The organism is Sphingobium sp. SJ10-10 (genome assembly GCF_036038995.2).
In the GTDB taxonomy this organism is placed as follows: domain Bacteria; phylum Pseudomonadota; class Alphaproteobacteria; order Sphingomonadales; family Sphingomonadaceae; genus Sphingobium.
The window spans coordinates 237,658-250,951 of record NZ_CP158132.1 but is presented as its reverse complement, the minus strand read 5'-3'; the positions used below and the strand labels follow the sequence as shown (position 1 = coordinate 250,951).

Annotated in this window: 10 protein-coding genes; 4 read left to right on the top strand and 6 right to left on the bottom strand. The window is 66.1% G+C overall.

The window, feature by feature from the left end:
• Positions 1-918: an NAD(P)-dependent oxidoreductase gene (locus VVT58_RS01210; RefSeq protein WP_327751912.1), complete on the top strand. Its 918-nt coding sequence runs from the start codon at positions 1-3 to the stop codon at positions 916-918.
• 185 nt (positions 919-1,103) lie between these two features.
• Here the strand turns inward: VVT58_RS01210 and VVT58_RS01205 are convergent, their stop codons facing one another.
• The 5 genes from VVT58_RS01205 to radA form a co-directional block, all read right to left on the bottom strand.
• Positions 1,104-4,673: an error-prone DNA polymerase gene (locus tag VVT58_RS01205; RefSeq protein WP_327751913.1), complete on the bottom strand. Its 3,570-nt coding sequence runs from the start codon at positions 4,671-4,673 to the stop codon at positions 1,104-1,106.
• Positions 4,670-6,262, bottom strand: coding sequence for a DNA polymerase Y family protein (locus VVT58_RS01200; RefSeq protein WP_327751915.1), 1,593 nt, complete (start codon positions 6,260-6,262; stop codon positions 4,670-4,672). Before VVT58_RS01200 ends, VVT58_RS01205 begins: the two co-directional genes overlap by 4 nt.
• Positions 6,159-7,019, bottom strand: coding sequence for a hypothetical protein (locus tag VVT58_RS01195; RefSeq protein ID WP_327751916.1), 861 nt, complete (start codon positions 7,017-7,019; stop codon positions 6,159-6,161). Before VVT58_RS01195 ends, VVT58_RS01200 begins: the two co-directional genes overlap by 104 nt.
• Before the next feature lie 201 nt (positions 7,020-7,220).
• Positions 7,221-7,736, bottom strand: a complete 516-nt coding sequence (locus VVT58_RS01190) for a CvpA family protein (RefSeq protein ID WP_327751917.1) — start codon at positions 7,734-7,736, stop codon at positions 7,221-7,223.
• 11 nt (positions 7,737-7,747) lie between these two features.
• Complete coding sequence (gene radA, locus VVT58_RS01185) at positions 7,748-9,115, bottom strand: DNA repair protein RadA (protein ID WP_327751918.1); 1,368 nt, start codon at positions 9,113-9,115, stop codon at positions 7,748-7,750.
• A gap of 89 nt (positions 9,116-9,204) precedes the next feature.
• Between radA and VVT58_RS01180 the strand changes: the two genes are divergently transcribed.
• The 3 genes from VVT58_RS01180 (at position 9,205) to VVT58_RS01170 (ending at position 12,941) form a co-directional block, all read left to right on the top strand.
• A complete protein-coding gene (locus tag VVT58_RS01180; RefSeq protein WP_176392455.1) occupies positions 9,205-9,903 on the top strand; it encodes an endonuclease/exonuclease/phosphatase family protein in 699 nt (232 codons plus the stop codon).
• A gap of 81 nt (positions 9,904-9,984) precedes the next feature.
• On the top strand, positions 9,985-12,318 hold the full coding sequence (locus VVT58_RS01175; RefSeq protein ID WP_327751920.1) for a patatin-like protein: 2,334 nt from the start codon (positions 9,985-9,987) through the stop codon (positions 12,316-12,318).
• A complete protein-coding gene (locus VVT58_RS01170) occupies positions 12,315-12,941 on the top strand; it encodes a hypothetical protein (RefSeq protein ID WP_327751921.1) in 627 nt (208 codons plus the stop codon). Before VVT58_RS01175 ends, VVT58_RS01170 begins: the two co-directional genes overlap by 4 nt.
• 3 nt (positions 12,942-12,944) lie before the next feature.
• On the opposite strand, the gene VVT58_RS01165 is transcribed toward VVT58_RS01170, so the two are convergent.
• Positions 12,945-13,232, bottom strand: a complete 288-nt coding sequence (locus VVT58_RS01165; RefSeq protein WP_066561903.1) for a 4a-hydroxytetrahydrobiopterin dehydratase — start codon at positions 13,230-13,232, stop codon at positions 12,945-12,947.
• Between the last annotated feature and the right edge of the window lie 62 nt (positions 13,233-13,294).

Below are 13,294 nucleotides of genomic sequence, written 5' to 3'. Positions count from 1 at the left end.
ATGGCCCTACGCATTGCGATGACGGGCGCGACGGGTTTCGTCGGCGCCGAAACGCTGAATCAGGCCTTGGCGGCGGGACATCATGTCTCCGCCATAACCCGCCGGGCGCAGCCGCCCCGCGCCCATCTGAAATGGGTGCCGGGCGCGCTGGAGGATCGGGCGGCGCTCAACACGCTGGTGCGCGACGCCGATGTGGTGATCCATATCGCGGGCGTAGTGAACGCGCCGGATCGCGAGGGGTTCGAGATCGGCAATGCGCGCGGCACCATGGCGGTGGTCGACGCCATGCGTCAGCGCGGGGTCAAGCGGCTGATCCATGTCTCCTCGCTCTCGGCGCGGGAGCCGGGGCTGTCCGACTATGGCTGGTCGAAGGAACTGGCCGAACGGCATGTGAAGGCGAGTGGGCTCGATTGGACCATTATACGCCCGCCCGCCATCTACGGACCGGGCGACCGGGAGATGCTGGAACTGTTCCGCATGGCCAGGCGCGGGATCATGCTGATGCCTCCGGGTGGGCGGCTGTCGGTGATCGAGGTGAGCGATCTGGCGCGACTATTCCTGACGCTGGCGGTCGAGAAGGATATGAAGAGCCTGACCCATGTCTATGAAGTCGATGACGGCACGCCGGGCGGCTGGGACCATATGGAGTTCGCGCAAGCGATCGCACATGCGGTTGGGCGGTCGGTGCGGACCTTTGCCACGCCGGAATGGATGCTGGGCATGGGTGCGCGGCTGGACCGGATGGTGCGGGGCAGGAATGCCAAGCTGACGCTCGATCGGGTGCGCTATTTCTGCCATCCCGACTGGGTTGTGGCAAAGCGCAAGCAACCGCCCAAGAAGCTGTGGGTGCCCAAAGTGACGACCGAGGATGGGTTGAAGGCGACGGTCGAAGCCTATCGGGCGAAGGGGTGGCTGTAGCGCGGCTTGCCGGTTCGGGTGGAGAGTGGACGGTCTGCTTCGCGCTCTTTCCTTGAAGCGCATCGTGCTCCTGCGAAGGCAGGAGCCCAGTTCTTATGGTGCGATGATCCACAAGCGGCGGAACTGGGTTCCTGCCTTCGCAGGAACACGGATGCGCTCAATGGCAGCTAATGACCATTCCATCCTCAATGAAAATCCCGCGATTGCGGCAATATCCGCACATTGCGCGGATGCCCTGAGGCCCGCGCATGACGCATGCGGGAAGACTCCTCCGCACCTATTTGCGAAAGCCGCGCCAACTCCGCTGTCCGGTCATGCACTCGGGCAGCCATCAGGTGGACGACTCCCTCCTTGCTGCGCTGCACTTCCCCTTCGACCAGCATCAGCCGCGACGCCATGACCGGCCGCCGCTGCATTTCGAACAATCGCGCCCAGAGCAGGATGTTGGTGATGCCCGTCTCATCCTCGATGGTGATGAAGACCGCATTGCCCTTGCCCGGCCGCTGTCGCACCAGCACCACGCCGGCCGTCTTCACCAGCGTCCCGTTTTTCGCCGCCGATGTCTGCGCGCAGCTCAGCACGCCCTCCGCCGCGAAGACCGGGCGCAGGAATTGCATCGGATGCCCCTTGAGCGACAGGCGCGTCACCAGATAATCGGCCTCGACATGCTCGGACAAAGCCATGGCGGGCAGCATCGCATCCGGCTCCTCGCCCAGTTCCCGCGCCTTGGCGGCGGCGAACAGGGGCAATTCATCCGAAGGCGTCCGCCGCGCTTCCCAGAGGGCAGCCCGCCGGTCCTGCCCCAGCGACCGGCAGGCGTCGGCGTCCGCCAGCAACCGCAAGGCCCGCGCCGGCAATCCCGCCCGCCGCGCCAGATCCTCCATAGTGGCAAACAGCCCGTCCGCCCGCGCCGCGACCAGTTGCTTCGCCCAATCCTCGCGAAAACCATCCACCTGCCGTAAACCCAGCCGCAGCGCCAAGGCCCGCCCCTGCCCCTCGCCCCGCTTGCCGTGCCGCGATCGCAGCAACGGTTCGAGCGCATTGTCCCAGCCGCTCATGTTCACATCGACATCATGCACGGTGACGCCATGCTCCCGCGCATCCCGCACGATCTGCGCCGGGGCATAGAAGCCCATGGGCTGCGAATTGAGCAGCGCGCAGGCGAACACGGCGGGTTGATGGCATTTGATCCAGGCCGAGACATAGACCAGCCGCGCGAAGGACAGGGCATGGCTTTCGGGAAAACCGTAACTGCCGAACCCCTCGATCTGCTTGAAGCAGCGCTGGGCGAACTCCGCCTCATAACCGCGCTCGACCATGCCGTTGATCATCTTCTCGCGAAAATGATGGATGGTGCCGACATTGCGGAATGTCGCCATGGCGCGGCGGAGCCGGTTGGCGTCCACGTCGCTGAAGTTGGCCGCCACGATCGCCAGCCGCATCGCCTGCTCCTGGAACAACGGCACGCCCTTGGTCTTGTCGAGGATTTTCTCCAGCTCGTCCTTCGGCCCATGGTCCGGCGCGGGAGAGGGATAAGTCACCTTTTCCTCTCCGCAGCGCCGGCGGAGATAGGGATGGACCATATCGCCCTCGATCGGCCCCGGACGGACGATCGCCACCTGGATGGTGAGGTCATAGAGGGTGCGCGGCTTCAGCCTTGGCAACATGTTGATCTGCGCCCGGCTTTCCACCTGGAACACGCCGATGCTGTCGCCCTTGCACAGCATGTCGTAGACGGCATCGTCCTCCGCCTCCATATCGACCGTCAGTTGATGGTCGCCCAGCCCCTGTTCGCGCATCAGGTCGAAGGCCCGGCGGATGCAGCTCAGCATCCCCAGCGCCAGCACGTCGACCTTCATCAGGCCGAGGGCGTCGATGTCATCCTTGTCCCACTCGATGAAGCTGCGATCCTCCATCGCCGCGTGATGCAGCGGAACCGTCTCGTCGAGCCGGTTCTGGGTCAGCACGAAGCCGCCCACATGCTGCGACAGGTGACGTGGAAAAGGCTGAGACAGCAACTGGTCGACAATCGCCTTCAACTGCACGATCTGCGGATTGTCGAGCGCAAAGCCCGCCTCCAGGATCCGCGCATCGCCCATGTCGCCGGAATAGCTGCCCCAGACCGTGCTGGACAGACGCGTCGACACATCCTCGCTGAGGCCCAGCACCTTCGCCACTTCCCGCACGGCGCTGCGCGAACGGTAATGGATGACGGTCGCGGCGATCCCGGCGCGATGGCGGCCATAGCGCTCATAGATATATTGCATGACCTCCTCGCGCCGCTCATGCTCGAAATCGACGTCGATATCGGGCGGCTCGTTGCGCTCTTCGGATACGAAGCGGGAAAAGAGCAGGTCATGCTTGCGCGGATCGACGGAGGTCACGCCCAGCAGGAAGCAGACCATGCTGTTCGCCGCCGAACCCCGGCCCTGGCAGAGGATGCCCTTCGTCCGGGCAAAGGCCACGATGTCGTGAACGGTCAGGAAATAATAGGCATAGTTGCGCTTGGCGATCAGTTTGAATTCTTCCTCCAGCGATTCCCGCACCTTCCGGGGAATGCGCGGGCCATGGCGAGCATGGGCGGCCGACCAGGTCAGTTCCTCCAGCCATTGCTGCGCCGTCCAGCCCTCCGGCACCGGCTCATGGGGATATTCATAGGCAAGTTGGTCGAGCGTGAAATGCACCTGACTTAAGAAACGCCCGCTTTCCGCTACCGCCTCCGGACAATCGCGGAACAGATGGGCGATTTCGGCAGGGCTATGGACATGCCTTTCCGCATTCGCCTCCAACAGCCGCCCCGCTTTGGCGATGCCGGTACCTTCGCGGATACAGCTCAACACATCCTGCAAGGGGCGCTGCGCTGGACTGGCATAGAGGGCGTCCATGGTCGCGAGCAAAGGCACGCCCGCCGCCGCCGAAAACGCCTTGAACCGCGCCAGCCGCCGCGTATCCCGTCCATCCCGACCCAATGCCGCCGCCAGCCAGACCCGGCGCGGCGCCAGGCGCCACAATCGGACCAGAAGCCCCTCCAGATCGGCCGGAGGCGGCGGCGGCACAAGGCTGAGATGGCCCTGCCTGATCGCCTCCTTCGGCGGCCGGTCATCATAATCATATTCCACCGGCTTGCGATGCGCGGTCTGCTCGGTGGCGGTGGAACAGGGCATCACGATCAACAGCAGATCGTCGAGATAGGCGGTCAGATCCTCATAGCGCAGGATGCAGTCGCCCTTCACCGACCGGAGATTGCCGACGGTCAGCAATTTGGTGAGTTCGCCCCAGCCCCGCCGCGTCGCGGGATAGGCGACGATGTCTGGCGTGCCGTCGGCAAAGACCAGCCGCGCCCCGACGATCAGCCGCAGATCGGTCCGGCAGGCGCGTTCCTCTTCATCGCTGAGTTCCAGCGGCTGGCCTGCTTCCTTGCGCGCTTCCAGCAGCGCCTCGCGCATCCGTTCGGGCCAGCGCTTGCGTGCGACATGGGCGCGGACCACGCCGGCGACCGTGTTGCGATCGGCAATACCCAGACCCTGAAGGCCCAGCATGATAGCACGCGTCACCATGTCCTGCGCATGGGACGCGCCGCGCAGGAAGGAGAAATTGGTCGCGGCCACCAATTCGGCAAAGGGTGGAGCCTCTGTCGGCGGGGATTGGCCCGGTGGTTTACGCCGCGCCTTCTCCCGCACGGCTTCCAGCGCCTCCCGCTCCCGCCGGTCGATGGATTTGGGTTTTGCCGGATCGGGTCCGCTGCCCCGTTTCATGCGAACAGGCCATGGATATACCAGCCCGGATGCACCGCTTCGGTCCCGTAAAGCCCGTGGCGGAAAATCCAGTAGCGCCGCCCGCGTGCATCCTCGACCCGGTAATAGTCCCGCGTCAGCCCGACGCTTTCCCCCTCCAGCGCGCCGTCCTTGGCCGTCCACCATTCGGGCGCGATGCGTTCGGGGCCTTCATAGCGCGTCACTTCATGCAAAGCCCGCCGCCAACGGAAGCGATGCGGCGGACCATCGGGCACTTCCGCCACCACATCGATCGGCTGGGGCGGGTCGAACAGATGCAGCGGGCGCAGGGGCGGGTCGCCTGCCTCCTGGCTTTGCGGCCAGTTCATGGGCGCGCGGCTTTCCATGGCGGGCAGGGCAAGCTGGGCCTGTTCGGGAATATGGCTGTCACTTGGATGAAGCCGCTGGATGCGCGCCCGCCCCGCCCGGATCGACAGCCGGTCGACCAACGCCGCAACGCTTTCTTCGCGACGCGCCTCCCCCCCTTCCAACGCCAATTGCGTCGGCGCCATCGGTTCGGCCTGCGGCACGGTGAGGCGCAGCATGTCGAAGCCGAAACCCGGATCGAGCGGATCGGACAGCGCATCGATCCGCTCCTGCACCAGCCGCATGATCGCGGGCGCGTCGCGCACCGGCAGGCTGGTTTCGACCCGCAGCGGAAAGGCGAGGCCATCGCTGCGGAAGAACAGCGCTTCGAACCGCCGTCCGCCTTGGCCGCGTTCACCCAGCCGCTCCCCCGCCTCGATCGCCATCTCTTCCAGCACTTGCAGGGCAAAGACGGTGCTGCCCATCGGTTCGGCAAAGCGCCGTTCGATCCGGATCGCCGGGCGTGGCCGCCGGGGCGCAAGCGGCCGCCGTCCCAAGCCAAGCAGGCCATGCAGCGCATCCACCGCTTCCTCACCGAAGCGCGACGCCAGGACCGCCGCCGGTCGCGCCGCCAGATCGCCCACGGTACGCAGCCCCGCCCGGCGCAGCGCCACCGCGCTTTCCTCATCCAGCCGCAATGCCTCCACCGGCAGACGCCGCAGCGCCGCATCCTCATCCGCCGCAGCGCCGACCGGAAAACGGCACAGCGCATGGGCGCCCTCCGCCGTTCCGGCGAGGGCGTGGCGCACCCGCATGCCATGGCGCTCCAGCCGCTCCGCCGCCTCCCGCGCCAACATGTCCTCCCCGCCCCAGAGATGCGCGCAACCCGTAATGTCGAGCATCAGGCCGAAGGGGGAATCGAGCGCCGCAACCGGCGTATAGCGGGCGCAACCATCGCACAGCCGCTCCAGCCAGTCCTGATCGCCATGAGGATCGGCATCGAACATGCGCAGGCCAGGTTCCCGCGCACGCGCGTCGGCCAGCGTCATGCCGGGCGTCAGGCCCAGCGCCAGGGCATCGGCGTCCAGCGTCGCCAGCCGCATCGCGCCACGCACCTGCTCGATGATCACCGCAGGCCCATCGCCCTGCGCTGCCCAGAGGTCAGGCCGCGCGATCCGCAGCCGGTCGACCGGCAGAAACGGAAACCACAGCGCCAGATAGCGGCGCTTGCCGATCGCGTCCTCCGCCATTCTGTCTCCTGCCATCCTGTTCCCTGCCACTCTGGCCAAGGTCATGGCGTTCATCGCGCCCACCTCCACTCTCTTCAAACATGCCCCGGCCATTGTCCCAGACCAGCCGCCAGCCCAGCCCATCCCGCCCCGCCCGCCGCCGCAACAAGCTGAGATCGAAGGCGCACATGCCCGGCCCGTTCCCCGGCACGGGCAACGAAGGGGCCGCCGCCACGCGCCAGCGCGTATCCGCCGCGCTCGGCGCCGGATCGCCGCCCACCCGCAACATGAAGGCCGTCACGCCCGATGCCTCCGCCGCCAGCGCCAACCGCCGGCTGGCCGTCAGGTCGAGCAAGGGCGCGGAGCCACGCAGTTCGACCACCAGCCCGCCCAAGGCCGGACAGCGCAGCGCATCCACCGCCGCGCGCAACAGCATCCCGTCATCGGCCATCACGCCGATCACCAGCCGCTCGGGATCGACTCCCAGCGCCGCCAGTCCCGGACCATAGGGCATGCCCCCTGCCCTCCCCGCCGCCACCGTCCGCAGCCAGAGCAGAGGCGCATCCACCGCCGCCAGCCGCGCCAGGATCAGCGCCAGCCCTGCCCCCGCCGCCGCTTCCTCCACCGCAGCGAAGAATTCATGCACCCGGCCACGCGCCAACCCGCCATCCAGCGCTTGGTCGATCGCCGCATGGCCGGTTTCCACCCGCGCATGAGGCTGCGAGGCTGGAACGCCCTCCAGCGATGCGATATGCCGCCTGAGGGCGGCGAGGGTCTTCACCGACTCGACCATATTATTTGTTCCTGATTTGTTCTTTTCGGCGCAATGACAGGCGCTGTCAATCGAGCGTGGTAGCCCGATCCAGAAAATGCGCGAGGCGGCGCGTCTGCCGGTCCATCAGAGGTTCAAGGATGAGTCCGCCCGTTCGGCACTGTCGTCCCGGGCAGGATGACGGGCTGATATCCCAAGACCGATAATTGAACCGAAACCGACCTATTCGGCTTCCGCAGCTTTGCGCGACCGGCGTTCTGCCACGAATTCGCTGATCGCCTGACCGCTGGCATTGAGCAGCGGATAGGTGCGCGCATCGGACAGCCAGTCCGGGCGGCGCGCGCCGCTGCCGTAGAAAGTGTCGTAGACGAGGCTGAACGCCAGAAACACCAGAGTCGCGCCGATCAAGCCCTTGACCGCACCAAAGCCCGCGCCCAGCACCCGGTCGACGGGACCGAGCACCGACTGGCGCGTACGACGGCCGATCGCATGGGCAAGCAGCTTGCCCGCGCCGAAGGTAATGCCGAACACCAGCGCGAAAGCGAGTACCGCCGCGCCGCTGGTGCTGCCGACGAAGGGCGTGACCAGCTCCGTGGCCGAAGCGTGGAACAGGCGGATTGCGAAGATCGCCAGCACCCAGGCGATCAGCGACAGCGTTTCCTGCACGAAACCGCGCATCAGACCCAAGATCGCGCAACCGCCGATCAGGAGCAGGACGAGAATATCGATCGCGTTCATCGCGTTGCTGGCTATCCGCGCCCGAGCATCTGGTCAACAAGTTGCGCGAGGGCGCGATAGCCGCTGACGGAAATGCCCTTAACCCCATCGGCCACGGCGGCGGGCACGAAGGCGCGGTTGAAGCCCAGCTTGGCAGCTTCGCGCAGGCGGAGCGGCGCATGGGCGACCGGGCGGATCTCCCCCGACAACGCGATTTCACCGAAGAGCACGACATCGGCGGGAACCGGGCGTTCCGACAGCGCGGACATCAGCGCGGCGGCGACGGCCAGGTCGGCGGCGGGGTCCGACAGGCGATAGCCACCCGCGACGTTCAAATAGACTTCACAGGTCGAGAAACTGAGCCCACAACGCGCCTCCAGCACGGCAAGCACCATGGCAAGCCGCCCGCTGTCCCACCCGACCACGGCGCGGCGAGGGGTAGCGCCGCTGGAGAGGCGGACGACCAGCGCCTGTATCTCCACCAACACCGGGCGCGTGCCTTCCAGCGCCGGAAAGACGGTAGCGCCTGTTACCGTTTCATCGCGGTGCGTCAGGAACAGGGCGGAAGGATTGCTCACTTCCTCCAGCCCCTCCGCCACCATGGCGAAGACGCCGATCTCGTCCGTGCCGCCGAAGCGGTTCTTGATGGCGCGCAGGATGCGATATTGATGGCTGCGTTCGCCCTCGAAGCTCAGCACCGTGTCGACCATATGTTCCAGCACGCGCGGTCCCGCGATGCTGCCATCCTTGGTGACATGGCCGACGAGGATCAGCGCCGTGCCGCGCTGCTTGGCGAAGCGGATCAGTTCCTGGCTGGAAGCGCGCACCTGGCTCACCGTGCCAGGCGCGCCTTCGATCAGATCGCTGTGCATGGTCTGGATCGAATCGATGATGAGCAAGGCGGGCGGCGTTTCCTCTCCCAAGGTCGTCAAAATATCGCGGACGGAGGTGGCGCTGGCGAGTTGCACCGGCGCATTGCCCAGACCCAGCCGCTGGGCGCGCAAGCGGACCTGATCGGCCGCTTCCTCGCCGCTGATATAGGCGACGCGGTGTCCCGCCGTGGCGATGCGAGCGGCGGCCTGGAGCAACAGCGTCGACTTGCCGATGCCGGGGTCGCCGCCGATCAGCGTGGCGGAGCCGGAGACGATGCCGCCGCCCAAAGCGCGGTCGAACTCCGCAATGCCGGTGCTGGTGCGCGGCGGCAATTCGACCTTGTCGTCCAGGCCCACCAGCCTCAGCGCACGGCCGCCGCTGTGCAAATCATGCCGTGCGGAAAAAATCGTTTCGGCCACTTCCTCGACGATGCTGTTCCATTCGCCGCAATCGTCGCATTGTCCCTGCCAACGGTTTGAAACAGTGCCGCATTGCTGACAGACGAATTTGCGCTTTGCCTTTGCCATGGGGCACGCATATCAGAACATATGCGGAACACAAATCCCCTTTGCATCTTCCCATGGAAACCGGGCGCGGAGTGGGGCATTGTTTCGACATGAAGACCGTTCGTGTCGCGAGCTATAATATCCGCAAGGCCATAGGCACCGACCGCCGCCGGGTTCCGGAACGGGTGATCGACGTGCTGAACGAACTGGACGCCGACATCATCGCGCTGCAGGAGGCGGACCGGCGCTTCGGCGTACGGTCGGCGGCGCTGCCGCCCTGGCTGCTGGAGAGCATCAGCCCCTACAAGCCGGTGCCGCTCAACGTGCATGTCGATTCCATGGGCTGGCACGGCAATGCCATATTGGTGCGCAAGGAAGCGCAAATCGGCACGCATGACGTGCTGCACCTGCCCTGCCTGGAACCACGCGGCGCCACCATGGCGGAGGTGACGCTGGGCAAGGCGAGCCTGCGCATCTTCGGCATGCATCTCGACCTGTCGGGGCTGTGGCGGCGCAAGCAGGCGGCGGCGGTGATCCACGCGGCGGGCCTGCGCGACACCATGCCGACGGTGCTGATGGGCGACCTCAACGAATGGAGCGCCGAACGGGGCTGCCTCGCGGATTTCGCGCGGCATTACAGCTTCGCGCCCTGCGGCCGGTCCTTCCATGCGCGGCGGCCGGTGGCGCGGCTCGACCGCATCATGCATTGCGGGCAGTTGAAGCTGGCCGATTGCGGCGTGCATGAAAGCGCGGCGGCGCGACGGGCTTCGGACCATCTGCCGATCTGGGCAGAGTTCAAGCTGGGGTGATGCGCGATTCCCGTGGGACAAACGCGCATACCCATCAACGCTCTCTCGACAAGCGGCTCTTGCTCTGCAACTCTCAACCCCATGAAAGAGCGGGAACTCAGGCTCGCACTGGTCTGCTATGGCGGGATCAGCCTGGCCGTCTACATGCACGGCATCACCAAGGAAATCTGGCATCTGGCTCGGGCCAGCCGGGCTTTTCATGACGGCGCGCCATCGGGCAACAGCAGCGAGGCGGTCTATCGCAAACTGCTGAAGGATCTTGAACAGGCCTGCGGCGTCAAATTGCGCGTGATGCCCGATATCATCGCGGGCGCGAGCGCGGGGGGGATCAACGGCATCTTTCTGGCGCAGGCGATCGAGACGGGCCAGTCGCTCGACCCGCTGACCGACATGTGGCTGGACAATGCCGATGTCGAAAGGCTGCTCGATCCCGACGCCCGGCCCGCCCGGCGGATCACCAAATTCTGGGCGACCCCGCTCGTCTGGATGGCGGCGCGGCATCCGGGCGACACGGTCGAGCGCACCGTCGCCCCCGACACGCGGGAGGAGGTGCGGCACAAGCTGTCGCACTTCATCCGCTCCCGCTGGTTCGAGCCGCCCTTTGGCGGCGAAGTCTTCACCGCCATGATCCTTGACGCCTTCGATGCGATGGAGGCGACCGGGCGCGGCCCCGCGCTGCTGCCCGCCGGTCATCCGCTAGACCTGTTCGTCACCGTCACCGATTTCGAAGGGCATCCGCAGAGCCTGAACCTCCACAGCCCGCCGCAGGTGGTGGAGACGGAGCATCGCCTGTCGATCGGCTTTCGCGCCCATGGTCAGAGCGGTCGCTGCCTTGCCGACCCGGCCGAACTGGTCTTCGCGGCGCGCGCGACCGCCAGCTTCCCCGGCGCTTTCCCGCCCTTCACCGTGCGCGAGTTGGACCGGGTGCTGAAACGCCGCCATCGCGCCTGGCCGACGCGGGACGCCTTCCTGACGCGCGCCCTGCCCCGCCACGCCGCGCGGGGCCGCGTGGAGGATGCCGTGCTGATCGACGGATCGGTGCTGGCCAACGCCCCCTTCGCGCAGGCGATCGGCGCGCTCAAGAACCGTCCCTCCCGGCGGGAGGTCGATCGGCGCTTCGTCTATATCGACCCCAAGCCCGGCCACCGCTCGATCCAGCTCAACCGGCAGGGCGAGGCGGAGGAGGCGCCTTCGGGCGAGGAGGCGCTCCTGCCTGGCTTCTTCCGCACCATATTCGGCGCCTTGAGCGACATTCCTCGCGAACAGCCGATCCGCGACAATCTGGAGGCGATCGACCGGCACAGCGCCCGCATCCGGCGCATGGTGCGCATATTGAACGCGCTGCGGCCGGGGATCGAGGCCGAGGTGGAGGGCACCATCGGCGGTATGCTGTTCCTCGACCGGCCGACGCCAGCGCGGCTTTCCGCATGGCGCGGCAAGGCGCAGCAGCGGGCGGCCAACTCCGCCGGTTTCGCCTTTCCGGCTTACGGGCATCTCAAGCTTTCCGGCATTGTCGAGGATCTGGCCGATCTGCTGTTCCGCCTGAGCGGGGAGGAAAGCCCGCTGATGCGCGAAAGCTACCGCCAGTCGCTGTGGAGCCATGTGCGCGCGATCGGTGCGGATCGATTGACCGAGGATGTCGGTCCCGCCTCCGCCCCGGTCGGCTTCTTCCGCCAGCATGACCTGCCCTTCCGCATTCGCCGCCTGCGTTTTCTGGCGCGGCGGCTGGCCGAGACGCTGGAGGTGGAGACGACCACGGATGATGCCATCCTCCAGAAGATGCACGACGCCATCTATGCCGCCCTGTCGCATTATACCGAATGCGAAGGCGTCGATTTCTATAATGGCGAAATCCGGGCAGCGGCGCGAGAGGTGCCCAATGATCCGGGCGCCGCGCTGGAGGCGGTGGCGCAACTGCGGGGCTTGCGCGAACGCGACGAGGCGGCGGACATGATGCTGGCCGACGCGCTGGCGGCGCTGCCCAAGGCGGCGCGGCGCACCATGCTGCTCGCCTATCTCGGCTTTCCCTTTTACGACATCGCGACGCTGCCGCTGCTGCAAGGCCATGGGATGGACGAATATGATCCGGTCAAGGTCGACCGGATTTCGCCGGAGGATTGCAGCGCGATCCGGCCCGGCGGGGCGGAAGCCACGCTGAAAGGCATTGAGTTCAACAATTTCGGCGCCTTCTTCAGCCGCGCCTATCGCGAGAATGATTATCTCTGGGGGCGGCTCCATGGGGTGGAGCGGCTTCTGGATATCGTAATTTCGGCATTGCCTGCGGCAAGCCGTCTTTCGCAGGAGGCGGTGCATCAGTATAGGCGGACCGCTTTCCTGGCGATCCTCGATGAAGAGGAAAAGCGGCTGGACCATGTCGCTGATCTGATCGCCAGCTTGCGAGAGGAGATTGGGTGAACGCAGGCCGGACGCTGTTTCCGATGATGGTGCTGGCGCTGGTTGCCGGTTGTTCTCCAGCCCCCGACGAGCAGGTGAGCGCGAGAGAACGGCCTGGTGAACGGGCCGCCCTGCCCGATTCGTCGTTGACGCGGGATGCTCCGTTGCCCCGCGAAGCGGCGGCTCCGGCATCAGCCCCCGCCATTCTTCCCGACATCGATCCCGCCCTTATCGATATGCAAACGGCGCAAGGCGGTGAACGGAAGGCCGCACGCCACGCACCCCCCGCCGATCCGACCAGTAAAACGCTATCGCAGTCGCTGCCGACAAAGCCATCCGCGGCCAACATCCGGCCCACCGCCTATGTCCCGGACCTGCCACCCTCTGACGGCGCGGCCGACGCCCAGCCCTTTCCCGATGAGGTGACGCGCTACATGGTGGACCGCGACAGTTGCGACCATTTTCGCGGCGAGGAAGCCTATGATGTGGAGCGGCTTGCTTATTTGCAGGAGAATATAGCGGAGCTTTGCACGGGCACCGACGCCCGGCTGGCGCTGCTGCGCCAGCTTTATGCCCGCGACCCGGCGGTCATGTCCGCGCTCAGCGGCTATGACGACCGGATCGAGGGCAACGCATCGCAATAGCGCTTACAGCAGAGCGTCGATCTGCGTGGCGAGGTCGATGTCGCGGCGCGACAGGCCGCCCGCATCATGGGTGGTCAATATGATGTCGACACGGTTGTAGACATTCGACCATTCGGGATGATGGTCCGCCTTTTCCGCAAGCAGCGCCACCTGCGTCATGAAACCGAAGGCGGCGGTGAAATCCTTGAAGGTGAAGAGGCGGCGGATGCCGTCAGGGTCTTGAACGGCCGTCCATTCGGGCAAGTTCCTGAGCGCCAGAGCGCGTTCCTCTCCATCTAGTTTCGCGATCATCTCTTTTTCCTGACTTTTCCCCGCCTCATCCGACGGCGTTAACCCATTTTCCGGTGCGTCGA